Source organism: Janthinobacterium sp. GW823-FHT01H08, from assembly GCF_058797855.1.
This window is the reverse complement of sequence record NZ_CM179504.1, coordinates 679,731-704,558: the sequence shown is the minus strand read 5'-3', so window position 1 is coordinate 704,558 and position 24,828 is coordinate 679,731. Positions and strand designations below refer to the sequence as shown.

The following is a 24,828-nucleotide window of genomic DNA, read 5'->3' as shown; positions in this document are numbered from 1 at the left end:
AGCGCGCTTTCTTGAGGAATGTATGCAGTTGAATAGAAACGTGGCGGCGCTGTGCCTGGCCGCTTGCGCCAGCCAGCCTGCCGCCGCCATGGCGGCACCCTTGCGTCACCACCAGACGGCGACGCCATCCGCGCCCGAAGTGCGCACGCGCGATTTGCTGCTATTTGGCGCCGGCCTGATCCTGCTGGCTGGCCGGCGCCGTCCCGAACACGAGAAGTGGCAAAACTAGAGCAGCAGTAGCACCGCATACTCGCGGCCCTCGTCGCGCAGGGCGATGCTGTTGCCGCCCTGTACCACGCCATCGAGCGACAACCCCTCGGGCCGCCCCTGCGCCTGCTCCACCGTGATGGCATAGCTGCTGGCGCCGAAACGGTAGTGCAGCTTGAAGCTGCCCCATTCGGCCGGCATGGCCGGCGCCAGACGCAGCACGTTCGCTTCGCGCGTCAAGCCGAGCAGGGATTCGACGATCAGGCGGTACAGCCAGCCCGACGATCCCGTGTACCAGCTCCAGCCGCCGCGCCCCACGTGCGGCGCCACGGCATACACGTCGGCCGTCACCACGTACGGTTCCACCTTGTAGCGCGCCACCGCCTGCGCGTCGACGCCATGGCGTACGGGATTGATCATGCGCAGCAATTCCCACGCCTTTTCGCCGTCGCCCATGCGGGCAAACGCCATCGCCGTCCAGATGGCAGCATGCGTGTACTGGCCGCCGTTCTCGCGCACGCCCGGCACATAGCCGCGGATGTAGCCGGGATTGAGGTCGGCCTTGTCGAACGGCGGATCGAGCAGCTGGATCACGCCGGAATCCCGGCGCACGAGGCGCGCATCGACCTGGCGCATGGCGCCGGCGACCCGCTCCTTGTTGGCGGCGCCCGACAGCACGCCCCAGCTTTGCGAAATCGAATCGATCTGGCATTCCTCGTTCGTGTGCGAACCCAATGGCGTGCCGTCGTCGAAATACGCGCGCCGGTACCACTCGCCATCCCAAGCATGTTCCTCGACGTTGGCCGCCAGTTTCACGGCTTCGTCGCGGCAGAACTGGGCGAATGCGGCGTCGCCGCGCAGCATGGCCACCTCGGCGAAACGCTGCAGCACTTCGTACAGGAAGAAGGCCAGCCAGACGCTCTCGCCCTTGCCATGTTCGCCCACCTTGTCCATGCCGTCGTTCCAGTCGCAGGAACCGATCAGCGGCAAGCCGTGCACGCCCATGCGCAAGCCATGGCGGATGGCGCGCACGCAGTGCTCGTACAGGTCGGCCGACTCGCCCGAACGCATGGGCAAGTCATAGTAGGAATCCTCTTCCGGCTTGACGACCCGCCCCTCGATGAAGGGCGCCACTTCCGACAGCACGTTGACGTCGCCCGTGGCGATCACATAGCGGCAGGCGGCCAGCGGCAACCACAGGTAATCGTCGGAGCAGTGCGTGCGCACGCCCCGGTCCGACGGCGGATGCCACCAATGCTGCACGTCGCCTTCGACAAACTGGTGCGCCGCACACAGCAGCAAGTGCTTGCGCAGCAATTGCGGCGCCGTGTGGATCATCGCCATCGCGTCCTGCAGCTGGTCGCGGAAACCGTAGGCGCCGCCCGACTGGTAATAGCCGCTGCGCGCCCACAAACGGCAGGCGATGGTCTGGTACATCAGCCAGCCATTGGCGATCACGTCGAGCGACGGGTCGGGCGTTTCGATGCGCACCGCGCCCAGAGTGGTGTCCCAGTGCGCGCGTACCGCGTCGAGCGCCATGCGGGCCGCTTCCTTGCCCGCATGGCGCTGCACCATGGTGCTGGCGTCGGCATTGCGGCGCCCGCCCACGCCGAGCAGGAAGACGATTTCGCGCTCCTGTCCCGGCTGCAGTTCGAACGGTACCTGGATGGCGGCACACTGGTCCAGCCCCGTGCCCGCCTTGCCGGACAGGCGCACGCGGCGCAGCGCCGCCGGCTGCGCCAGGCTGCCGTTGCGGCCGATGAATTCATTACGGTCGCAGGTGATGGAGCGGATGCTGGCGTCCGTATTGAAAAAGCCGACGCGGCCGGAAAACTCCGTGTTGTAGTTATTGCGCGCAAACAGCGCGCCGCTGATCGTATCGACTTCGGTGGCCACATGCATGCCGGACTTGGCGCGCAGGTCGGCCATCACCCATTCCACGTAGCCGGTGACGGACAGACGGCGCGGCACGCCGCTGTCGTTGCGCACCTTGATCACCGAGTATTTGACGGCCGCATCAAGCGCCACATAGGTGCACAGTTCGGTGGCGATGCCGCCCTCGCTGTGCTCAAAAATGCTGTAGCCGAAACCGTGGCGCGTCACGTAGTCGCCGCTGCCGCGCGCGGGCAGGGACGAAGGCGACCAGAACTGGCCGGTCTGCTCGTCGCGCACATAAAACGCTTCGCCCGACAGGTCGGACACGGGGTCGTTCTGCCATGGCGTAAGGCGGAATTCATGCGCGTTCTCGCTCCACGTGTACGCCTGGCCGGCTTCCGACACCACCGTGCCGAACTGCGCATTGGCCAGCACGTTCGACCACGGCGCCGGCGTCTGCTTGCCTTCTGCCGTGGTGATCACGTATTCGCGCCCATCGGGCGTGAAACCGCCGAGGCCATTTTCCAGGATCAGCTCGCGCTGCGGCGCCCGGTGCGGCACGCCGCCATGCTCGCGTGCCGGGTCCTGCAGCAGCGGCGGCATGCGCAGCACGGGGCTCGGCGGACGCTTGACCTGCTCGGCCAGGGTGCCGCGCAAATCGCTGATGATGGCGCGCGCCACCGATTGCAGCAAGATGCGGTCTTCGTTGGCGATCTGCTCGGCCAGGCGCACGAAGATGCCGCCCGGGCGGTCGATCGCCTGCGCATCGATGCCCGAGGCGATCAAGCCCATGATCTGGTCGTGCAGCAGCTGGCGGTAGCCCGACTGCTCTTCGTACCAGATCACCAGGTCGACGATCAATCCTTTCAGGCGCCAATAGGCATGCGCCTGCACCATCTGGCGCGCCAGTTCGATATTGGCCGCGTCGCGTATCTGCAGCAGCACGATGGGCAGGTCGCCGGAAATCGCATACGCCCACAGGCCGGACTGGCCGCGCTGGTTCTTGATCAGGATGCTCGCTTCGGCGCGCAAGGCCGCATTCGGGTAGATCACGGCGTTGGCCAGGCGCGCATACAGCTGCGCGTCCGCTTCGCTGGCGTTCAACTGGCGCAGCACCACCTGGCTGTGCGTCCAGGCCAGTTCGAAGACCCGGTCGGCCAGATGGCGGTCCTGGTATTTGTCGATCAGGTGCAGCGCCGCCTCGCGCTGCTCCACCATGCCGGTGACGCTGTCGACGGTGACGGCCTGGTCGGGTTCGAGCGTGATGACGTAGCGGATGGCCACGATGGGGTCGAGCACGGAGCCGTGGCCGCCGCTGAGCGGCCCGTCGTCCTGCAGCGCCTGCGGCAGCTGCGCCGTGTTGCCGCGGCCGATGAAGCGCGCGCGGTCCGTCTCGAACGACACTTCGTAGCGCTCGATATCGTGCACCGTCATCACATGCAGCAGCCACGGCATCTGCTCGTCTTTCGAGCGGGGCCGGCGCGTGCATAAAATCGCCTTTTCATGCGCGAGGATTTCCGTCTGCACGAACAGTTTGCTGAACGCGGGGTGGGCCGCATCGGCCGCCGCCGGCGCCATCACCACTTCGGCAAAACTGGTGATCTCGATGCGCCGCTGGCGGTTCGAATTATTGCTGATCCGCGTGCGGCGGATTTCGATGTCGTCCTCGGGCGAGACGACGATTTCCGTGTACAGGTCGAGGCCATGGTCGGCACGGCGGAACTCGGCCCGCCCTTCCGAAAAAATCACTTCGTATTTCTTCGGTTCGGCCAGGGTCGGCTGGTACATGGTGGACCAGACTTCACCGTCGTCGAGGTCGCGCAGGTAGCAGAAATTGCCCCAGTTGTCGCGCGTGCTGTCTTCGCGCCAGCGCGTCACGGACAGGTCTTTCCAGCGGCTGTAGCTGCCGCCCGCATTGCTCACCATGACGTGGTAGCGGCCGTTTGACAGCAGCTGCGTTTCGGGCACGGCGCTGTTGGCCTGCGTGAGGATGCGCATCGGCATGGCCTGCTCGGGCGCGCCGCTGCGCAGCACCGCCAGTTCGGCCGTGTTCGAGTAAAATGCGCCGGCCTGCGGCGTGCGTTCCTGCAGCACCAGCAAGGCCGATTGCAGCAGCGGATCGGACTCGAAACGGCGCTGCATCGGCCGGTCGTGCAGCAGGTAGCTGAGGGCCAGAAAGCCCATGCCCTGGTGGTGCACCATGAAGGACCGGATGACGGCGCTGCCCTGCCCGCGCGGCAGGCGCGCGGTGGTGAAATCGATCGCTTCAAAAAAGCCGTAGCGACCCATGTAGCCGGCCGCCTGCATGCGCTGCAGGTTCTGGCACGACGCTTCCGGCTGCACCATCAGGCCCATCATGCTGGCGTACGGCGCCACCACCAGGTCGTCGGCCAGGCCACGCTTGAGGCCCAGGCCGGGCACGCCAAAGGCGCGGTACTGGTAATTCAGGCTGGCGTCGACCGTGTTGTAGCCGGATTCGGAAATCCCCCACGGCACGTCGCGCTGGCGCCCGTAATCGATCTGCGCCTCGATGACGGAATGGTAGGTCTGGTCGAGCAGGGTGTTCGGGTAGTTCGGCATCACCAGCAGCGGCATCAGGTACTCGAACATCGAACCGCTCCACGACAGCAGCACGGGCTGGCCGGCCACCATGCACAGCTGGCGGCCCAGGGCGAACCAGTGCTCCTGCGGCAGCTGCCCCTGGGCGATGGCGATGAAGCTGGCCAGACGCACTTCGGAAGCCAATAAATCGTAGTAGCTGGGGTCCAGGCGCCGTTCGCTGACGTTGTAGCCGATGGCCAGCAGCTTGGTCGACGGGTTGTACAGGAAACCGTATTCGATCTGCGCGAAGTCGCGCGCCTGGCCCGCCGCGTGGGCGATGTCGCGCATGTGGCGGCCCGCCTGTTCGCGGCCTTGCGCCAGCAGGGCGGCCAGCTCGGATGGCGTGCCTTCGGACACTTCCAGGTTGGCCAGTTCGCGCAGGGTCGGCATGCGCAGCCAAGCAGGATCGACACCCGCCTGCGCCGCCCACGGCGCCAGTTGCAGCAATTCGGCCAGCGCCGCGCGGCACTGGCGCGCCAGCGCGCCCGTCCACATGGACAGCTCGCCATCCTCGCTTTGCAGGGTCAGCGACAGCAGTGCATCGGCTGCGCCGTTCGCGGCGGCGAGATAAGCATGCCATTCGGCCAGGGTGACGGGCGCGGCGGACGCCTGCAACAGGCTCATGCTCTCGCGCATGGCCTTGCCCTCGCCTTCGGCGGCGATGAATTCCTGCAGCACCTGCGCCGTCGTGCGGATGCCCTGCACCACTTGCGCGCCGATGATGGGAGCGTCGTACAGTTCCACCAGTCCCGGCTGCAAGGTCAGCAGATGGCCGGCCAGGTTGCCGCTGTCGACCGTCGAGATGTACATCGGCTGCAGCGCCTTGAGCGTTTGCGTGTCGTACCAGTTATAGAAATGGCCCTGGAAGCGTTCCAGCTCGCCCATGCTGTGCAGGGTAGCGCGGCTGCGCTCGATCAACTGGCCGAGGGTGATGTAGCCGAAATCGTAGGCCGTCAGGTTGGCCAGCAGCGCCAGGCCGATATTCGTCGGCGAGGTGCGGTGCGCCACCACGAGGTTCGGGTGTTCCTGCATGTTATCGGGCGGCAGCCAGTGGTCGTCCGGCCCGACGAAGGTATCGAAATACGCCCAGGTCTTGCGCGCCACGCCATGCAGGAAACGCCCCTGCTCGGCCGACAGGCGCGCCACGGCCCGCTCGATGGGGCGGCTGATCCACCAGGCGATGGCTGGCGCGGCCAGCCACAGCAGCAGTACCACGGCGGCGGCCGGCAAGGCGGCCGGGCGCCAGTAGAGCAAGGCGCCGAAGGTGGCCAGCGCCAGCGCGGGCGAGCACCACATGGCGCGCCAGCTGTCGGCTTGACTGCCGGAAGAGCTGTGCAGGTTCGAGGCGCGCCAATCGAGCAAATGCTTGTGCGACACACCGAGGCGCCACAGGGTGCGCACGATGGCGTCCAGGCTGATCCACGCTTCGTACGGCAGGAAGACGAGGGTCAGCATGGCGTGCGAAAACTGCACGCCGCAGCGCCGCTCGAACGCGGCCAGATGCTGGCGCCACAGGGTGTCGCGCGGTTTGCGCAGCAGATCGTACAGGGCCGAAAACACGGGCGGCAGGAAGATGATGGCCAGCACGGCCGCGCTCCAGAAGGCCACGTGCGGCAGGAAACCCCACACCAGCAACAGGGACACGGTGGTGGCCGGCGCCACGACGCTGCGGCGCAGGTTGTCGAACAGCTTCCACCGCGACAGCATCGACAAAGGATTGCGTTCGCGCTTGCCGGCGCGGCCCGGCACCCGGCCCAGCAGCCAGCCGATCAGCTGCCAGTCGCCGCGGATCCAGCGCTGGCGGCGGCTGACGTCGGCGTCGTAGCGGGCCGGATATTCTTCATACAGCTGCGAGTCGCTGAGCAGGCCGGCGCGCAAATAACAGCCTTCCAGCAAATCGTGGCTGAGGATTTTATTGTCGGGCAGGCGCTGGCCCAGCACGCGCTCGAACATGTCGAGGTCATAGATGCCCTTGCCGATGAACGAGCCTTCATAAAACACGTCCTGGTACAGGTCGGACACGGTGCGCGTGTACGGGTCGATGCCCGGTTCGCCGCCGCACAGCAGTTCGTAGCGCGACGCGTTCGCGCTGGGCAGGGCCACGGCCACGCGCGGCTGCAGGATGCCGTAGCCGGCCACCACGCGCGTGCCGGCCGCGTCGAGCACGGGACGGTTCAGCGGGTGCATCATGGTGGCGATGAATTCGCGCGCCGCGTCGCGCGGCAGCTGCGTATCGGTGTCGAGCGTGATCACGTATTTGATCGTGCGCAGGCCGCGCAACTCGCCTTCCACCAGCGAGAATTTGTCGCGCGCGCCGCCGCGCAAAAACGCGTGCAGGTCGGACAATTTGCCGCGCTTGCGCTCTTGCCCCATCCACGCGTTTTGCTGCGAATTCCACAGGCGCGGACGATGCAGCAGCAGGAACGGCCCCGCATGGCCCAGCTCTTCCGGATCGGCCGGGTCGCCATTGTCTTTGAACTCGGCTCCCTCCACGCGGTATTTCTCGTTCAGGCCACGGATGGTCTCCTGCGCCTGGTTCAGCAGGGCTTCGTCGCCGGGCAGGGTTTGCGCCTGCGCGTCGACAAAATCCGTCAGCAGGCAGAAACGCAGGTTCGGGTCGCGGTTGGCGAGATAACGCACTTCCAGCGCCTCGCACAGGGCCGCCACGTTTTCCGCGCTGTAGATCAGGGTCGGCACCACGACGATGCCGCGCGCATCGGACGGAATGCCGGACCGGTAATCCATGCGCGGCAGCGGATGCGGCGACGTCATCAGGGTTGCCAGCCAGTTCACCACGGCCACGGCCAGCTGGCTGCTGCCCAGCAGCGCCAGCGCGCCCAGCGCCGCCAGGGGCCAGCCCTGCACGCCATGGCGCACGGCGCGCTCGAGCAGCAAGGCGCTCGTCGCCAGGGTCAGGAACGCAATGGCGCCCAGATAGCTGGCCAGCGGCGCGGCGCGCGCCGTATGCTGCAGCGCCTCGATGAACGGCAGCCTGGCGCCAGCCTGCTTTTCCAGCACCAGCACGCCGCGCCCGACCAGGTAAAAGCCGATATGGCCGCGGCGCGCGTCATTGCCATTGCCGTGCGTGTGCGCCAGCTGCACCGCCATCTCGGCCACTTCCACTTCGCTGCGCGCGCTGCGCTTGGCGATGCGTTCGATGGCGTGGCGGTAGCTGTCGCGCGTGGCGAAATCCATCAAGCCATACGTGCCGGCCGGGTCCAGGCGCAGGGTTTGCTCGACCACGCTCATGGTCTCGACGAATTCCTGCCAATCCATGGTGCCGAGAAAACGCAGGCTACCGATGCTGTTGGCGATCGAGACCTGGTCGGCCGCCTGCTGCCCGATCTCGGACTGGATCTGCTGCTCGATGGTGAGGCCCGACTCGGCCAGCTTGTGCGTCAGCCACGACAGCGCCAGGGTCAGCGAGGAACTCTGTCCCTGCAGGCGGCGCGACAATTCGGCCACGAAGGCGCTGGTCATCGGCGGATTCGAACGGGCCATGTCCGCCACGAGCAGGATCAAGCCGCTGGGATTGCGCTCGGCGATCTCCGTCATCTGGTCGGCCCAGGTGTTGGCCAGGTCGCGCTGCATGCGGTCGTCGGCCACGCGCGCGGCAACGCGGCGCAGGTTTTCGATCAGCGCCAGACGCAGCATGATGGGCACGGCCCACAGTTCACCCAGGGTCAAGGTGGCCACGTCCTGGTAAGCCTCGACGAAGTGGCAGAGGTTTTCCAGGTCGACCCTGCCATCGCCGTGCGAGATGATTTCCAGCGCGATTTTATACACGCGCGGGCAGCCCGCATCCACGCCGGAACTCAGCCGTGGCAACTCCTTGCTGTAATTCTTCGGCAAGTGGCGCCGCGTGGTGCGGATCTGCTCTTCGATCAGATAAAAATTATCGAGCAGCCACTCCGAGGCGGGCGTGACCTGGCGCCCGCTTTTGACAGTCGCCGTCAGCTCGTTGACGGTGGCCGTGATGAGGGCCGCATTGTCGGCCAGGCGCGCCAACAGGCGGTCGCGGCCATGATGCCTGCCCACCGCATGGCCGGCGGCCACATGCTTGCCGTGGGCGGCCATCTGCATGGCGCTGAATAACTCGGAACGCAGGGGCAAGGCATCGTCGCGCGCGGCGTCGAAGGTGTCCGGTGCAAGGGAATGGTCGCGGAAGATTTCTTTGACTTTGGAAACCTGTTCCTTGATCTGCTGCGTGACAACTGCTGTGTACTCTTTCAACTTTAGCCTCGCTAGGTGCGCGCAGGCAGCCAGCGGCCACCGTCATGCAGGCCCAGTCTGGAAGAACACGATCGGACACTGGCGAAGACGGAAAGCGAAGCGCCGGAGCGTTGCGACGAATCTCAGGGTATAGAGAGATTTTCTGAACTTCATCGTAGGAGGGCGACGCAGGCAAGACCGTGCGCTAGCGTACATACTCCGTGTTTTAGGGACGTTTCAGCAAAGAAATCAGCGTGTTGAATGGCAGAAAAATGCCGGTGGGAAATGAACGGGAGAAAAGGCGCGACGCGCACCGTGCCGATGATGGCACGGTGCAATATTTCATGAAAGAAAGTTCAAGCAGTTCAGGCCGCAATCGCCAGCGGATGGCGCGTCGCCTCCGCCATTGCCATGCCGCCGTTGAGTTGCCATGCCGCGCCGTGACCGAGGCGGCGCAGGCAGGCGGCGGCCCGTGCGCTGCGGTTGCCGCTGCGGCAGAAAAACACCAGCGGGCGCTGCGGCTGCTGCAGCCAGGCCGCCACCTGCCCCGCCAAGCGGCTCAGCGGTACGCTGCGCACTTCGCAGCCCTCGAACACGGTGCCGGCGCACGCCGCGTGTTCATACGCTTCGCGCACGTCGATCAGGATGGCGTCGGGATGCTGGCGCAGGAAGGCGGGCAAGGCGGCCGCGTCGAGCTGCAGTTCGGCGGCCGGCACGCTACCGTTCTGCACCGTGCGCACGGTGCCGCAGATGCTGCCGTCGTCGCCGGACGCGCACAGCACGGTGTCCTGCGTCAGCAGCGCCGCATCCAGCAAGGGGGTCAGCGCCTCGGGCGCCAGGGAGCCGATGAAGGCGAAGCGCTGCTCCAGCAGGTACACATGGGTTTCGCCGCACTCGATGCGGCGCAGCCGCTGCCGGCCCAGCGCCAGCTCGCCATCGATATCGACGCGGCCCACCTGCTCGATAGCGAGTTCCTGCAGCAGCGCCAGACGCGCGGCGCCATGGTCCGCTGGCGCCGTCGTATGCACGATAGCGCGCAAGGCCAGGTGCTGGCAGCGGATGAAAGCGGCCAGACGCGGCACGAGCGCGGCGGCGGGATCGATGACGACGCAACTGGCGCTGGCGGCGTCGCTGAGCAGCCAGGTGCACTGGCCGTCGACGCTCAGCTGGATTATGCCGTCCTGCGGCGATGGCGCCAGCGCCGACGGCAGCAGACAGCTGCTGCGCAGCGCTTCGCCGCAGCGCTCGATGCGCGCGCAGGCGGAAGCGACCGTCGCCGCATCGATCAGGGGACCGAACGACAGCCGGATGGCGGAACTGGCGCGCCATTGCGGCACGTGCATCGCTTCCAGCACATAACTGGGCAGCGCCTTGGCGGCGGAACAGGCGCTGCCCGAGCTGACGCGCACGCGCGCCGCGTCGAACAGGTCCAGCAGCTCTTTCGAGGACAGGCCCGGCACGGAAAAATTAAGCGTCGTCGGCAAGGACAGATCGAACGGCATATTGAACACGATGCCGGGGAAAGCGTGTTCCAGGCTGGCCACCAGCTGCTCGCGGAACGCGGCCAGGTCGGCGTGGCTGCGGAAGGTCTTGCCATCGTCCAGCGCGGCGAGCACGGCACCCAGCGCGGCGATGCCGGCCATGTTTTCCGTGCCAGAACGCAGGCCCGCTTCCTGGCCGCCGCCCATCATCAAGGGCGTAAACGGGGCGCCGGCGCGCACGTACAGCATGCCGATGCCCTTGGGCGCATACAGCTTGTGGCCGGAAAACGGCGCGTAGTCGATGCGCGTGGCGGCCAGGTTCAGTTTCAGCTTGCCCAGCGCCTGCACGCAATCGACCATCCAGTAGGCGTCGGCACCGCGTTCCTGCAGCAGCTGGGCGATGGCGGACAAATCGCTGACGACACCGGTTTCATTATTCGCCGCCATCGTGCACAGCATGGCCGCCTCGCCGATCAGCGCATCGAGCGCCTGCAGGTCGTGGCGCCCCTGCGCATCGACGGGCAGCTTGCGCACTTCCAGGTTCAGGCCCAGTAAACGGTTCCAGTGCGCCAGGCTCTCCGGCACGGCCTTGTGCTCGGTCGCGCCATACAGCAGCAGGCTGCCGATGCGCTTGCCCGCGTCGCGCCGTTCGCGCAGCGCGCACAGGGCCGACAGCACGGCCGTCTGGATGCCCTCGGTGGCGCCGCTGTTGAACATCAATCGGCCGTCGCCCACGCCCAGCAAGCCGCTGGCACGCTGGCGCACGCCATCCATCATGGCCTTGGCCTGCAAACCCGTCGCATGTGTGCTGCTGGGGTTGCCATAGCCCTGCTCCATCGCTTGCCGGGCGGCGGCAACGGCGGCGGGCAGCACGCAAGTGGTGGCATTGCTGTCGAGGTAGATGTCTTTCATGATGGCAGTCCGAATATTCTATAAAAAGGGCGCAGTTAAAAAGGCGCAGCGCAGGCGGCTGGGCTATCTCGATAGTCTACCGGCCGGTCCCCGTGAAGATATGCCAAAAGACACTGCAACTACGCTACTATGCAGCATGTTCATGCTATAAAAACCGGAATATTAAAATGAATTCACCAAACGCCTCGCTCGACAAATTCGACTGCGCCATCCTCGCCGCCCTGCAGCAGGACGGCACCTTGTCGATCGCCGCCCTCAGCGAAAAGATCGGCCTGTCCAGCACGCCGTGCTGGAAGCGGGTCAAGCGCCTCGAGGAAGACGGCTATATCGAGAGCCGCGTGGCCATCGTCAACCGGCAAAAAGTGGGTTTGCCCGTGACCGTCTTCGTCAGCGTGCGCACGGGGCAGCACGATGAAAAATGGCTGCGCCGCTTCGCCGCCGCCGTCATCGTCTTGCCCGAGGTACAGGAATTTCACCGCATGAGCGGCGACATCGACTACCTGCTGAAAGTCGTCACCACCGACATCAAGGGCTACGACACGTTTTATAAAAAACTCATCAAGGCCGCGCAACTGACGGGCGTGTCGTCCGCCTTTTCCATGGAGCAAATTAAGTGCAGCACGGAATTGCCGCTGGAATTGATCGCCCACGGCTTGCCTGCCTGAGGCGTTTTCCGGCCATGCGGGGCAGATGGGGAAAGTACGTTGCCGCAACGCAACATAAGTAAACAAAAAGCAGCATTCGTGCGGCGGGACGCGCAGCGCGGCCGGTATACTGTCCGCTCGCCTGCCCGCTTTCTGTCTATTGTGCAGGCCATCCTCCAAGGTCTTCCATGTCTCTGCTCCGCCGCCTCTCCATCCAGAAAAAACTCCTGTTCAGCATGGGCTTGTGCCTGCTGCTCTTCATGGCGATCTCGTCTTTCCTCAGCGTGCGCATGAGCAGCGATTACGTGCGCGAGCGCGTCGTCAGCCAGGAATTGCCGGCCCAGGTGGGCGAGATCCGCAACGACGTGCTGCGCCAGATCAGCCAACCCCTGTCGGTGGTGCAAACCATGGCCAACGATGTCTATCTGCAAGACTGGGAAGACGCCGGCTTGCCCGACAGCGGCATCGCCACCTTCCAGCGCTACGCTACCGTGGTCAAGGACAAGAACAAGGCCGCCTCGATCAACTGGGCTTCCGCCAGCACGGGCAAATACTTCACCACGGAAGGCTTGCTGCGCACCCTGGACAAGAACCAGGCCGCCGACCAGTGGTTTTATGGCTTGCTGGCCGGCGACAAGGCCTACACGCTCGATATCGACAAGGCGGACAATTCCAGCGACCTGATGCTCTATCTGAATGCGCGCGGCCAGACGGCGGGCGGAAAGCAGATCGCGGCCGGCCTGGGCTTGTCCATCAATGCGCTGGCCGACACCATCCGCAGCTACAAGATCGGCCAGACGGGCCATGTCTACCTGGCGCGCGCCAATGGCGTGCTGCTGGTGCACCGCGACACGGCCCTGTCCGACGGCAAGCACCTGCTCAAGGATTTACCCGGATTTAGCGATAGCCTGAGCAAGAGCCTGCTGACCGGCAACAAATACGCGTACGCCGTCTACGACGCGCCTGCGGGACGCCAGTTCGTCGCCGCGTCCTTCGTGCCGGAACTCAATCTATATGTGGTGGCCGAAGTGCCGGAAGCGGAAGTGCTGGGCAATGTCACGCGCTCGGCCCTGATCGCCGCCCTGATTGCCGGCCTGGTCGGTGGCGGTATCGCCCTGTGCATCATTTATGTCATCAGCCGCGCCATCGCCGCGCCCGTCGCGCGGGCAGCGGATATGCTCAGCGAAATCGCCAGCGGGAATGGCGACTTGAGCCGCCGCATGCCCGTGGAATCGGAAGACGAGGTCGGCGCGCTGGCCGCTGCCTTCAACCGTTTCGTCGCGTCGCTGAACGTGACGATACGCGAAGTTCGCGACAGTACCGGGGCCATTGCCAGTGCATCGAGCCAGATCGCGTCGGGCAACCTGGACCTGTCTGCCCGCACGGAAGCCCAGGCATCGAGCCTGGAAGAGACGGCGGCGGCCATGGAAGAGCTGACGTCGACCGTGAAACAGAATGCGGACAACGCGCGCCAGGCGAATCAGCTGGTGGTGTCGGCCTCGGGCCACGCCGTCAAAGGCGGCGAAGTGGTCGGCCAAGTCGTGCAGACGATGGGCGCGATTACGGAAAGTTCGCGCAAGATCGCGGATATTATCGGCGTGATCGACGGCATTGCCTTTCAAACCAATATCCTCGCCCTGAACGCTGCCGTCGAGGCGGCCCGCGCGGGCGAACAGGGCCGCGGCTTTGCCGTGGTGGCAACCGAAGTGCGCAACCTGGCGCAACGCTCAGCGGCAGCAGCCCGGGAAATCAAGGACTTGATCGTCGACTCGGGCAGCAAGGTGGAAGCGGGCAGCAAGCTGGTCGACTCGGCCGGCACCACCATGCAGGACATCGTCGTCTCCGTCCAGAGAGTCGCAGACCTGATGGGAGAGATCGCGTCGGCCAGCCAGGAACAAAGCCAGGGCATCGCGCAAGTCAATGCCACGGTCACGCAGATGGATGATGCGACCCAGCAAAATGCAGCGCTGGTGGAAGAAGCGGCGGCGGCGGCCCAATCCCTGCAGGACCAGGCGGGACGCCTGGCGCAGGTGGTCAGCGTTTTCAAGCTGGAAGAAACGGGGCATGCGGCGCAGCAGCAGCAGCAGCAGCAGCCTCGGCAGCCAGCGCACAAGCCCATGCTGCCCACGCCAGCGCGCCCGAAAGCGCCGGCCAGCGATGCGTGGGAAGAGTTTTAAGGAAGTTTGAAAAACGCTTAAATCGCCGGCGCTTTCACGCTGGCGGCTTGTTTAAAGAAATCATAGATGCCGCTCTCGCTCATGCGGCGGGCATTCGCCAGTTCGCCGCCCTTGGTGGCGTACAGCACCTGGTTGTTGTCGCTCGAGACCAGCACGGCGGCGGGGATGCCTTTCTTGAGCGGATTGCCATAGGCTTGCGCCACGTCCAGGTTATGGTCGAAGTTACCCACGTCGACCTTGACGACCTTGAACTGCTGTTGCATCAGCTCGGCGTTCTTGCCTTCCTTCAAGGCCTTGTCGAGTGCGCGGCAATCCTCGCACCAGTTGGCGCCAAAGATCAGCAAGACAGGCACGTGCGCCGCCTTGGCTTCGGCCAGCGCGCGGGCCACGTCGGCCTTGGCGTCGGCCGCCGCGTTGTACGGCAGATGCGGCGTGGCGACCGGGTTGGCCGGTGTGGGGGCGGCGGCAATAGCGGTACCGGCAAGCAGCAGGCTGGCAAAGAATGGGGCGACGAAACGGGAAAGGCGCATGCAGGGCTCCTGAGAGAAATCGTGAAGCCAGCTGAACAGCTGCCAGCGGGCGTGATTGTCTAGAATATGCCTGCTTGTAAGAAATATCCACCATTTAATTGCACTGTGCTTATGCGGAAAACATATAAGCACGTATCAGAGCACCACCCAGGAGAAGCCGCTTGAGCATGCCAGATACATTACCCCCAACGCTGTCCGGCGCCGCGCGCATGTTGCGCGACGCCTATCCCGGCGGCATGCCCGATACGGCATATTTCGCCGTGCTGGCCCTGCTGTATGAACACTTTTCCGACCGCAACCTGACCGAGCTGATGGCCGCCGTCACGGGCAAAGATGCGGCGACGATCCTCAATGACATCTATGCCTGCGCCAGCAGCGAGCCGGCGCCGTCCGCCATCGCGGCCGCCAGGAAACTGCTGGCACGGCACGGCTTGCAGGCCGTCTGCGCCGAGGATTAATGCCCACCGGCAGCGAAATGGAACGCATGGGATAATATCGGGCTCACACTGAGCAACGCGGCCCGAACGCGCCCTCCCCATGACGACTTCTTTCCTGGCACGCTGGCTGCCGCAACCGAACAACGGCAGCCGCCGCGAACAATTGCGCGCCTGCGCGGGCGCCATCTGCGGCTTGCTGCTGACGGGCCTAATCTGCCATTTCCTGCTGGCCCCGGACAGCGCCAGCGTCTACCTGATCGCGCCCATGGGCGCCTCGGCCGTGCTGCTGTTCTGCCTGCCGGCCAGCCCGCTGGCGCAACCGTGGTCCGTGGTGGGCGGCAACGTCGTCTCCGGCCTGGTCGGCATGGCCTGCGTCAAATGGTTCGGATCCAGCGTGGGCGTGGCGGCGCTGGCCGCCTGCCTGGCCATCGGCGCCATGTTTGCCCTACGCTGTTTGCATCCGCCTGGCGGCGCCGTGGCGCTCACCACCGTCGTCGGCGGCGCCAGCGTGCATGCGGCCGGCTTTGAATTCGTCTTCATCACCGTACTGTTCAATTCCGCCGTGCTGGTCGCTTGCGCCGTGCTGTACAACAACCTGACGGGACGCCGCTACCCGCACGTCCAGCAACTGGTGGCGCCGCATCCGCACGCCACCAAGGATGAGGTGCCCAGCAACCGCCTGGGCTTTTCACCGGACGACCTCGATGCCGTCTTGCGCCAGCACAGTGAAGTGCTCGACATCAGCCGCGACGATTTGCAGGCGATCTTCCTGCAAACGGAAATGCGCGCCTACCAGCGCCGCTTCGGCGTCGTCACCTGCGCCGACATCATGTCGAAAGACGTGCTCAGCGTGGAATTCGGCACGCCGCTCGATGTTGCATGGCGCACCATGCGCGAGCACGATATAGGCGCCCTGCCCGTTGTCAACCGGGCGCGCCGCGTCATCGGCATCATCACGCAGACGGATTTCCTGCGCCATGGCGGCCTCGACGATTACCAGGGCATGCGCCAGCGCCTGCGCGGCTTGCTGCAGCGCAGCGGCCTGTCCCACAGCGACAAGCCGGAAGCGGTGGGACAGCTGATGACGGCGTCGCCGCACACGGCCCGCCTCGGCACGCCCATCATCGATCTCGTGCCCCTGATGGCCGACGCCGGCTATCACCATATTCCCATCCTCGACGAGGAAGAACGCCTGGCCGGCATCATCAGCCAGTCCGACCTGATGGCCGCCCTGTACGAAAGCCGCTTTGCCGAGGCCGCCGCATGACGCCATTCCGGGCCCTGCTGAGCGGCCCCGACGGCGGCCCGGCGGGCACAGCCGTCAGTGCGCATTTTTTCGGCAGCCAGCTGGCCATCGATGCGCCCGGCCATGATGTCGACGTGGCGCAGCTGGTCGTCAGCGTGGGCGGTGTCGACGGACCGGAACTGTTCCTGAACTGGCTCGACGAACAAGGACGGCAAGCCTCGCTCAAGCCGCTGACAGCGGACGACATCGCCATCGTGTTAAAAGAAGCGCCGGCCGCGCTGCAGCCGCAACTGCAGCGCCTGTGGAGCGAGCGCCAGCGCAACCGGGGGCAAGTGTCGGGCTGGCTGGCCGGTTTGACGGGCGCGACCGTCGTCGCCACTGCCCTGTTGTGGTGGCAAGGAAGCAACGCCATCGGCGTGCTGGCGGGATGGATTCCCCTGTCGACGGAAAAGCAGCTGGGCGAACTGGCCCTGGCGCAAGTGCGCGCGCAGGGCGGCATCGTCGAGAGCGGCGTGGCGCAGCAGACGGTGCAGGACATCGGCCGCACGCTGACGGCCGGTTCGCGCTACCCGTACCGCTGGCTGGTCAAGCAGGATGACACGGTCAACGCGTTTGCCATGCCAGGCGGCATCATCGTCGTGCATACGGGCTTACTGCGCCAGGCGGGGGACCCGGGCGAACTGGCCGGCGTGCTCGCGCATGAAGTGCAGCACGTGGAACAGCGCCATTCGTTGCGGCAGATGATCAGCAGCCTGGGCTGGGGCGCCCTGGTGGGCCTGACCATCGGCGACATCAGCGCCGTGGCCGCCATGCTGGCGCACCAGGCCGGCACCCTGTATTTCAGCCGCGATATGGAAGAGGAAGCGGACCGTCTGGGTTTGCTGGCCTTGCAGCGCGCGCGGATCCGCCCCGACGGCATGCTGCGTTTTTTCCAGAGGCTCGATGGCAAGGATCAGGCCAAGGTGCCGGGATGGATTTCCTCGCATCCGCAAACGGCGGCGCGCGCGCAGCAGATCGAAAGCCTGATCGACGCCACGCCCTGCCCGGCCTGCCTACCCTTGACCAGCCGTCACTGGCCAGCGATGAAAGCGGCCCTGCCGCCTACGGAAAAATAGCAACATTTCTTCCGCACAATTTATCCAAACGCACTGGGCAATGGCGTATGCTTACGCCCCGGCTGTTCCTTCTTGAACGGCCACCTCCGACCTCGCTACGCCTCCGTTCATTCCCTCCTTACAAAGGATTTCGCGCATGAAGCATCGTTTTGCCGCCGGCACCCTCGGCACCCTGGCCATCTCCCTGTTGCTCGCCTACGCGCCCATGGCGCAAGCGGCCCAGCCCGCGGCCAAAACGGCCGTCGCGCCGGCCGTCAGCGCGCCAAAAGCCAAGCAGCAGCTGCAAGTGCTGGCCGACCAGTACTACGATGCGTTGGCCCGTTTCGAGCCGATCAATGCCACAGAGAGCGGCGACAACCGTTTTGACGACCAGCTCGGTTCAGCCATCGTGCCCGCCGCGCGCGCAAAGCAGTTCGCCCTGTACCGCCAGTACCAGAAGACCCTGCGCGGTATTGCCCGCGCGCAGCTGTCGCACCAAGACCAGATCAACTACGATATCCTCGACTATGAACTGGCCACGGCGCTGAGCTTCGAGCGCTTCCCCGAATACCTGCTGCCTTTGAACCAGATGGACAGCATGCCCGTCACCCTGGCCAATTATGCGGGCGGCGAGGCATCGCAACCTTTGACCACGGTCAAGGAGTATGACGCTTACCTGAGCCGTATCGGCCAGTTGCCGGGCTGGATAGACCAGGCCATCGCCAACATGAAAGTCGGCATGCAAAAGGGCATCGTGCTGCCGAAGGCGCTGACGGAATCGGCCCTGCCGCAATTCAAGAAGCTCGTCAGCGCCACGCCGCAGGACAGCGTGTATTACACGCCCATCAAGAACTTGCCGGCCAGCTTTTCCGCCGCCGACAGGGAACGCCTGACGCAAACCTACACCGTTATCATCGAGGCCAAGCTGATGCCTGCGCTGCAGCGCCTGGCCACCTTCATGGAACGCGATTACCTGCCGGCCGGCCGCACGAGCAGCGGCTGGAGCGCCCTGCCCGATGGCGCGGCCTGGTACCAGACGCGCGTGGCCAGCAGCACCACGACGGATTTGAAACCGGAGCAGATCCACGCCATCGGCTTGAAGGAAGTGGCGCGCATCCAGGAACAATACGCGATCGTCGGTCCGAAGATGGGCTACAACGGCCCGGCCGCCGGCTTGCCCTTGTGGGTGTCGGAACAGGCGAAATACCGCCCGTTCAAGACGGAGCAGGAAGTGCTCGACGTCTACCGCAAGCTGAACGTGCTGCTGGACAGCAAATTGCCCGCCCTGTTCACCCTGGTGCCGAAAGCGCCGCTGGACTTGCGCCTGGAACCTGAACTGAGCCGCGATACGGCCGCCGATCACTACACGGCCCCGGCCGCCGACGGTTCGCGCCCGGGCGTGTTCTGGTCCGTCGTCACGGATCCGAAACTGTATGGCGACACGGGCATGACCACCCTGTTCCTGCACGAAGGCAAACCTGGCCACCATTTCCACCTGGCGCTGGTGCAAGAGATGGACTTGCCGAACTTCCGCCGCTTCGGCGGCAACAATGCCTTCACGGAAGGCTGGGCCCTGTATGCGGAAACCCTGGGCAAGGAAATGGGCCTGTTCGACGATCCTGCCCAGTACTTCGGCCATTTGAACGACGAGATGCTGCGCGCCGTGCGCCTGGTGGTCGACACGGGCTTGCACACCAAGGGCTGGACACGCGAGCAGACGATCAAGTACATGCGCGACACCCTCGGCTACGACGCCGTGGCGAGGAGCGAAACGGAACGCTACATGGCCTGGCCTGGCCAGGCGCTGGGCTACAAGATCGGTTCGCTGAAAATCGTCGAACTGCGCCAGCGTGCCCAGCAGGCGTTGGGAGACAAGTTCAGCCTGCCGAAGTTCCACGAAGTGGTGCTCGGCGACGGAACCCTGCCCCTGAAACTGCTGGAAGCCAAGGTCGACCGGTGGATCGCGCAGCAAAAGTAAGCTAGCCCACTCTTGCGAGAACGGCAGCGCCAGTTGGGGCTGCCGTTTTTTTTCGTGCCGATATTTGATCTGGCACAGATCCAGCGTATGTCGCGCACGCCCGCCGGAACGCGTACCAGACAATGCTGCCTAATTCCCATACACAGAAGGGAGGCAGCATGCAAAGCGAAGACAGGAACGACGCCGCCACGGCTGGCCCGCCCGCATGGCAAACGTCAGCGGAGATGCCCTATCACGGGCATGACGCCATTCTTCACTACACCAGTGCGCGCGGCCAGGCCGATGGCCGGCCGCCGCGGCACATTCCCGACGATACCGCACGCGGCAAGCCTGCCATGATCACGGCGCTTGGCTGGCTCAGCATCGGCCTGGGCCTGGCCCAGCTGGTGGCGCCGCGCGGCCTGGCGCGGGCCAGCGGCTTGCGCGGCGTCTCGTCTTTCTGGATACGCGCCATCGGCCTGCGCGAAATGGCGTGCGGCGTGGCCTTGCTGCGCGGCGAAACCGCTCCGGCATGGCGCTGGTCGCGCATCGCCGGCGACGCCATGGACCTGTCGCTGCTGGGCGTGGCCATGGCCAGCCGGCGCCATGCGCGCACGCGCCTGGCGGCGACGGCGGCCGTGGTGGCAGGCGTGACGGCCATCGACTACATCGCCAGCGCCCAACTGGCGCCGCGCAAGCTGAGCGAATTACCCGCGCCCGGCGAAGAGGGATTGGCGCTGCAAAAGAGCGTCATCGTCAACCGTTCCGCCGACGATTGCTACCGCGCCTGGCGCGACCTGGAAAACCTGCCCCGCTTCATGCCGGGCCTGCAGTCGGTGCAGGTGATCAATGCGCGCCGCTCGCGCTGGCACAGCGTCGAGGGCGAGTGGATAGGCGAACTGACGCAAGAGCGTCCGGGTCAGGGCTTGCGCTGGCGCGCGGCACAGAACCATGCCGAAACGGGAGCGCTGGAACTGTCGCCCGCTCCCGGCGGGCGCGGCACCGTGGTCACCATGCAACTGCACATGCAGCCGCCGGCCGGCAAGGTGGGCGCGGCCGTGGCGGGCCTGTTCAGCCAGGCGCCCGCCTACCAGATCGAAACCACCTTGCGCCGCTTCAAGCAGTGGATGGAAACGGGCGAGGTCAGCACCACCGAGGGCCAGCCGTCGGGCAAGCGCAGCTTCAAGACGCGCTTGCTGCACAAGGCTGGTGCCACGGCCGCTGCCCCTCGACCGCAAGCAAACGGAGGTGTGTCATGAAAGCCAATTGCTGGCACGGCAAGCGCGACGTGCGGATCGAACAAGTACCCGATCCCGTCATCCTCAATCCCGGAGACGCCATCATCAAGGTCAGTTCCACGGCCATCTGCGGTTCCGATTTGCACCTCTACAATGGCGTCGTGCCCACCATGGAACAAGGCGACATCCTCGGCCATGAATTCATGGGCGAGGTGGTGGAGGTGGGCTCCGCGGTGCGCAAACTCAAGGTGGGAGAACGGGTGGTCGTGCCGTTTCCCATCGCCTGCGGACGCTGCTTCTTTTGCGAACAACAGCTGTACTCGGTGTGCGAGAACTCCAATCCCAACGCCTACATGGCGGAAAAGATGTGGGGCCACTCGGGGGCGGGCATCTTTGGCTATTCCCACCTGACGGGCGGTTACGCGGGCGGCCAGGCGGAATACGTGCGCGTGCCGTTTGCCGACGTCGGCCCCATTCAGGTGCCGGACGAGCTCAAGGATGAACAGGTACTGTTCCTCTCGGACATACTGCCGACCGGCTACATGGCGGCCGAAGCCTGCGCCATCACGCCGGGCCAGGTGGTGGCCGTGTGGGGTTGCGGCCCCGTGGGGCAGTTCGCCATCCAGAGCGCCTTCCTGCTCGGCGCCGAGCGCGTCATCGCCATCGACCATTACCCGGAACGCCTGCGCATGGCACGCGAACTATCCGGCGCCGAAACCCTGCATTTCGATGCGGTGGACGTGCCCGACGCCCTGCGGGAAATGACGGGAGGACGGGGGCCCGATGCCTGCATCGATGCCGTCGGCATGGAAGCGCACGGTTCCGGCGTCAGCTATATCTACGACCGCCTCAAGCAGACGATGAAACTGGAATCGGACCGCCCCACAGCCCTGCGCGAAGCACTGATGGCATGCCGCAACGGCGGCGTCGTCTCGGTGCCGGGCGCGTATGGCGGCTTCAGCGACAAGATCCCGTTTGGCTCCATCATGAACCGTTCATTGACCATCAAGACGGGGCAAACCCACGTGCAGCGCTACATGCAGCCGCTGCTGGAACGGATACAACGGGGCGAGCTCGATCCCGGTGCCATCATTTCCCATCACTTGAGCCTGGACGAAGCACCGCACGGCTACGATATCTTCCAGAAGAAGCAGGAGCAATGCATCAAGGTCGTACTGCATCCCGGCCCCTGACCGGTCCCGGCAGGCATGCTGGCAGACGGCGTGGGCGGGTCAGACAAGCAATACGCTGACCTCAGACGAGCAGCGCGGCACTCATCGAGCGTACTTCCTCGTCCGATTCGGCCAGGATGCTTTGCAGGGTCTCGTTGTCGATAATGAAATCGATGACGGAATCGGAGGGCGTGAGCATTTCCACGTACGTCACCTGCAAGGGCGAGGGCACGGGCGACAGTTGCTTGGCCAACAACAAGGTGTCGAGCAGAGAGTCGGGCGGAATGGACAGCAAGCCATCGCGCAAGCCTTCGATGGCTTCGCTCACGGCCCGCGGAATCAGCAGCTTCTTCATGACTTCGCGGGAAATAATTTCTTCGGCGGACTCCATCCAGTGATCGGCATCGTCGTCGAGCAGGCCGGGAAATTCATCGGCACGCGACAACAGGTAAAAACCGCCCACCTCATGCACGATGCCGGCGAACAGCGCCGTATCGGCATCGACGTTCGTCACGCGGCGGGCCAGCACGTGCGCCAGCGCCGCCACGTGGGCAGTGTGCTCCCACAGCTGGGTCGCCTTCTGGCGCAGCACGGGGTCGATGATCTTGCTGCCGAACTGGCGCACTACCATGGCCGCCACCAGCGCGTACAGATTGCGGTAGCCCATGCGCATGACGGCGGCGCGCACGCTGGTCACGGGCGCCGCATCGCCGCGGCTGTACACGGCCGAATTGGCCAGCGCGACCGTGCGCGCCGCCAGCAGGGGCTCTGCCAGTACCAGCTTGATCGCATGGTCGATATGGCAGTCCGGTTCAGCCAGGGCCAATTGCAATTGCAGTGCTGAATTAACGCTCGTGGGAAACGTTAATTCTCCGCGCACCGCTTGGGAAACAATTAAACCGAAAGCCTGTAGTTTATTCATCATACGATCAATCCGCCTCAGATATTATTCTGGCCAACAATTTCATGTACCTGAAATTGAATGCCAGGCCCGGTCTTTAGAATACAGATGGCATGTCATTCGCTTGTAATGAAGAATCCGGTAATGCCAGCGCCTGCAATAGCGATTCATCGCCGATGACAAACAACTTCGGCTGCTGTAATACCTGCAGCAGAAATGGCTGGCCTTCACGCAGCCGCCGGCGATAATCGGCCAGCGTATATAGGTTGGGATTGATTTTACGCCTTAAGGTTCGCTCGGCCGGGGCCAATCCCGTCAATAGATCGCCATAATTGGCTTCTTCGCCCACCAGCAGCAAATCGATGGCGCTGCCAGGCAGGTCCTGTCCCTTCGCCGTGGCGCCCGACACGAATGCCAGGTGCAGCTGGGCACGCAATGGAGCCAGAGTCATGCTGAGCACGCCGACGATGCCGAAGGTTTTTTGCACCAGTCCGCTCAACTCCGGATACACGAGACTTTCCTTGTTAGGCCAGAAGCGCCGCACATTACCGATCCGCTCCGATATGATCAGGCCGGACTCATGCAGACGGCGCAGCTCGCGCTGCGCCGACGCGCTGCCCAGCCCCGTCAAGCGCATGATCTCGTTCAAGTGAAAGCCTTCATTCACGCGGACAAAGAGCAAACCCAGCAGTTTTTGCTGGGCGGGAGTAAACAGGGCTTGGGCAATCATGCGCCAAATCTTAGCATGAATGAACTGAAAACTGGCGTGGCGCAGGCAACGGGGCGTGACGCCACAACAACGCCGTGATGCGTCATCACCAGCAGTTGGGCGAGCCCATAGGCAGCAAAGCGGGATGACGCAACAGCAGTAGCCAAGAGCCGTCAACGGCAAGCAGCCATTCTTGTAAGCGCTCACTTCAAATTCGTCGGCGCCACGTCTACCCATCCTGCCTCGCACCTGCACGAGTCTGGCGTCAACCGCGTTACACGGTTTTAGTCCATCAATTCAAACATGCTCGACGTAATTTAACTCGGCCGTATTAAGCTATCAGCGTATCAGGATGCATGCCTGCATAGGAATCTTGTTCGTCATCTGGGCCAGTAATAAGAGCATGACTTCTAATGCATGCGTTGCCCTTCCATTTTACGCTTGCCATTTATATAAATAGGCTGCGAAATAAAAATGAATGGGTGCGAACAAGCGACAGCCGAAAATCGTGTTCCTCAGTGAGCGATATAAATGATGTGCTGCCGTGGCGATATGCATGCCAAACGAATAGACAAATGGAATGGGCTGCCATCATTTACCGCCTGCCACGCTATCTTTTCGCGCATGGCAATGCGGACAGGCATAAAAAAACGGCACCCGAAGATGCCGTTCTTGTCAGCTAGCAGCGCAGATTACGCTTCGTCGCCGTGGTGTTACTGGGTCTCGATTTTCTAGCAGATCTTCGGTGGCGGCACCGGCCAGCGTGGTTTTATCGGCCAGCAGCAGCGCTTGACGCTCTTCCACTTCCCACGCTTCTTTCTCTTTGCGTGCATCGTGGAAGGCCGCGCAACGGGCATAAAAAACGGCACCCGAAGGTGCCGTTCTTGTCAGCTAGCAACGCAGATTACGCTTCGTCGCCGTGGTGTTGCTGGGTCTCGATTTTCTAGCAGATCTTCGGTGGCTGCACCGGCCAACGTGGTTTTATCGGCCAGCAGCAGCGCTTGACGCTCTTCCACTTCCCACGCTTCTTTCTCTTTGCGTGCATCGTGGAAGGCTGTGCAACGGGCATAAAAAAACGGCACCCGAAGGTGCCGTTCTTGTCAGCTAGCAGCGCAGATTACGCTTCGTCGCCGTGGTGTTGCTGGGTCTCGATTTTCTAGCAGATCTTCGGTGGCTGCACCGGCCAGCGTGGTTTTATCGGCCAGCAGCAGCGCTTGACGCTCTTCCACTTCCCACGCTTCTTTCTCTTTGCGTGCATCGTGGAAGGCCGCGCAACGGGCATAAAAAAACGGCACCCGAAGGTGCCGTTCTTGTCAGCTAGCAGCGCAGATTACACTTCGTCGCCGTGGTGTTGCTGGGTCTCGATTTTCTAGCAGATCTTCGGTGGCTGCACCGGCCAGCGTGGTTTTATCGGCCAGCAGCAGCGCTTGACGCT

The 24,828-nt window shown here is 64.3% G+C and carries 14 protein-coding genes; 9 read left to right on the top strand and 5 right to left on the bottom strand.

The window, feature by feature from the left end:
• The first annotated feature begins 22 nt into the window (after positions 1 to 22).
• Complete coding sequence (locus tag AC3RCG_RS03065) at positions 23 to 229, top strand: hypothetical protein (RefSeq protein ID WP_070223414.1); 207 nt, start codon at positions 23 to 25, stop codon at positions 227 to 229.
• Here AC3RCG_RS03065 and AC3RCG_RS03060 read toward each other — a convergent pair.
• Together AC3RCG_RS03060 and AC3RCG_RS03055 are read right to left on the bottom strand one after the other, a co-directional pair.
• Positions 226 to 8,853, bottom strand: coding sequence for a glycoside hydrolase family 94 protein (locus tag AC3RCG_RS03060; protein WP_492405482.1), 8,628 nt, complete (start codon positions 8,851 to 8,853; stop codon positions 226 to 228). The two genes, AC3RCG_RS03065 and AC3RCG_RS03060, sit on opposite strands and share 4 nt — an antisense overlap.
• A 407-nt stretch (positions 8,854 to 9,260) precedes the next feature.
• Positions 9,261 to 11,288, bottom strand: a complete 2,028-nt coding sequence (locus tag AC3RCG_RS03055) for an aminotransferase class V-fold PLP-dependent enzyme (protein WP_492405461.1) — start codon at positions 11,286 to 11,288, stop codon at positions 9,261 to 9,263.
• Between the two features lie 167 nt (positions 11,289 to 11,455).
• Here AC3RCG_RS03055 and AC3RCG_RS03050 point away from each other — a divergent pair, with 167 nt between their 5' ends.
• Both AC3RCG_RS03050 and AC3RCG_RS03045 read left to right on the top strand, forming a co-directional pair.
• Complete coding sequence (locus AC3RCG_RS03050) at positions 11,456 to 11,953, top strand: Lrp/AsnC family transcriptional regulator (protein ID WP_070223410.1); 498 nt, start codon at positions 11,456 to 11,458, stop codon at positions 11,951 to 11,953.
• A 167-nt stretch (positions 11,954 to 12,120) separates the two neighbouring features.
• Positions 12,121 to 14,109, top strand: a complete 1,989-nt coding sequence (locus AC3RCG_RS03045; RefSeq protein ID WP_492405459.1) for a methyl-accepting chemotaxis protein — start codon at positions 12,121 to 12,123, stop codon at positions 14,107 to 14,109.
• Positions 14,110 to 14,126: 17 nt separating this feature from the next.
• Here the strand turns inward: AC3RCG_RS03045 and AC3RCG_RS03040 are convergent, their stop codons facing one another.
• The gene (locus tag AC3RCG_RS03040) at positions 14,127 to 14,639 is read right to left on the bottom strand and encodes a thioredoxin family protein (RefSeq protein ID WP_205602315.1); all 513 of its coding nucleotides are present in this window, start codon (positions 14,637 to 14,639) and stop codon (positions 14,127 to 14,129) included.
• A gap of 167 nt (positions 14,640 to 14,806) precedes the next feature.
• On the opposite strand from AC3RCG_RS03040, the gene AC3RCG_RS03035 reads away from it, so the two are divergent.
• The 6 genes from AC3RCG_RS03035 (at position 14,807) to AC3RCG_RS03010 (ending at position 21,804) form a co-directional block, all read left to right on the top strand.
• Positions 14,807 to 15,097 carry a DUF3349 domain-containing protein gene (locus AC3RCG_RS03035; RefSeq protein WP_240453684.1) on the top strand — a complete coding sequence of 97 codons (291 nt, stop codon included), beginning with the start codon at positions 14,807 to 14,809 and terminating at the stop codon, positions 15,095 to 15,097.
• 79 nt (positions 15,098 to 15,176) lie between these two features.
• Positions 15,177 to 16,343, top strand: coding sequence for an HPP family protein (locus AC3RCG_RS03030; RefSeq protein WP_492405456.1), 1,167 nt, complete (start codon positions 15,177 to 15,179; stop codon positions 16,341 to 16,343).
• Positions 16,340 to 17,437: a M48 family metallopeptidase gene (locus tag AC3RCG_RS03025; RefSeq protein ID WP_492405454.1), complete on the top strand. Its 1,098-nt coding sequence runs from the start codon at positions 16,340 to 16,342 to the stop codon at positions 17,435 to 17,437. The genes AC3RCG_RS03030 and AC3RCG_RS03025 overlap by 4 nt, the downstream gene beginning before the upstream one ends.
• 136 nt (positions 17,438 to 17,573) lie before the next feature.
• On the top strand, positions 17,574 to 19,394 hold the full coding sequence (locus AC3RCG_RS03020; protein ID WP_492405453.1) for a DUF885 domain-containing protein: 1,821 nt from the start codon (positions 17,574 to 17,576) through the stop codon (positions 19,392 to 19,394).
• A gap of 158 nt (positions 19,395 to 19,552) precedes the next feature.
• A complete protein-coding gene (locus AC3RCG_RS03015) occupies positions 19,553 to 20,632 on the top strand; it encodes an SRPBCC family protein (RefSeq protein ID WP_492405452.1) in 1,080 nt (359 codons plus the stop codon).
• Entirely contained in the window at positions 20,629 to 21,804 is a 1,176-nt protein-coding gene (locus tag AC3RCG_RS03010) for a zinc-dependent alcohol dehydrogenase (RefSeq protein WP_070291754.1), read from the top strand. The genes AC3RCG_RS03015 and AC3RCG_RS03010 overlap by 4 nt, the downstream gene beginning before the upstream one ends.
• 61 nt (positions 21,805 to 21,865) lie before the next feature.
• Here AC3RCG_RS03010 and AC3RCG_RS03005 read toward each other — a convergent pair whose 3' ends face one another.
• Together AC3RCG_RS03005 and AC3RCG_RS03000 are read right to left on the bottom strand one after the other, a co-directional pair.
• Positions 21,866 to 22,705 (bottom strand): HDOD domain-containing protein, encoded by an 840-nt coding sequence (locus AC3RCG_RS03005; RefSeq protein WP_070223450.1) that lies wholly within the window; start codon positions 22,703 to 22,705, stop codon positions 21,866 to 21,868.
• Between the two features lie 76 nt (positions 22,706 to 22,781).
• Complete coding sequence (locus AC3RCG_RS03000; protein ID WP_070310050.1) at positions 22,782 to 23,414, bottom strand: transcriptional regulator; 633 nt, start codon at positions 23,412 to 23,414, stop codon at positions 22,782 to 22,784.
• Positions 23,415 to 24,828 lie beyond the last annotated feature (1,414 nt).

Bases quoted from the DNA above. Each gene is read 5' to 3' on its own strand.
- AC3RCG_RS03065 (WP_070223414.1), top strand. From the start codon at position 23: ATGCAGTTGAATAGAAACGTGGCGGCGCTGTGCCTGGCCGCTTGCGCC.
- AC3RCG_RS03005 (WP_070223450.1), bottom strand. From the start codon at position 22,705: ATGAATAAACTACAGGCTTTCGGTTTAATTGTTTCCCAAGCGGTGCGC.
- AC3RCG_RS03040 (WP_205602315.1), bottom strand. From the start codon at position 14,639: ATGCGCCTTTCCCGTTTCGTCGCCCCATTCTTTGCCAGCCTGCTGCTT.
- AC3RCG_RS03045 (WP_492405459.1), top strand. From the start codon at position 12,121: ATGTCTCTGCTCCGCCGCCTCTCCATCCAGAAAAAACTCCTGTTCAGC.
- AC3RCG_RS03050 (WP_070223410.1), top strand. From the start codon at position 11,456: ATGAATTCACCAAACGCCTCGCTCGACAAATTCGACTGCGCCATCCTC.
- AC3RCG_RS03025 (WP_492405454.1), top strand. From the start codon at position 16,340: ATGACGCCATTCCGGGCCCTGCTGAGCGGCCCCGACGGCGGCCCGGCG.
- AC3RCG_RS03055 (WP_492405461.1), bottom strand. From the start codon at position 11,288: ATGAAAGACATCTACCTCGACAGCAATGCCACCACTTGCGTGCTGCCC.
- AC3RCG_RS03010 (WP_070291754.1), top strand. From the start codon at position 20,629: ATGAAAGCCAATTGCTGGCACGGCAAGCGCGACGTGCGGATCGAACAA.
- AC3RCG_RS03020 (WP_492405453.1), top strand. From the start codon at position 17,574: ATGAAGCATCGTTTTGCCGCCGGCACCCTCGGCACCCTGGCCATCTCC.
- AC3RCG_RS03035 (WP_240453684.1), top strand. From the start codon at position 14,807: ATGCCAGATACATTACCCCCAACGCTGTCCGGCGCCGCGCGCATGTTG.
- AC3RCG_RS03015 (WP_492405452.1), top strand. From the start codon at position 19,553: ATGCAAAGCGAAGACAGGAACGACGCCGCCACGGCTGGCCCGCCCGCA.
- AC3RCG_RS03000 (WP_070310050.1), bottom strand. From the start codon at position 23,414: ATGATTGCCCAAGCCCTGTTTACTCCCGCCCAGCAAAAACTGCTGGGT.
- AC3RCG_RS03030 (WP_492405456.1), top strand. From the start codon at position 15,177: ATGACGACTTCTTTCCTGGCACGCTGGCTGCCGCAACCGAACAACGGC.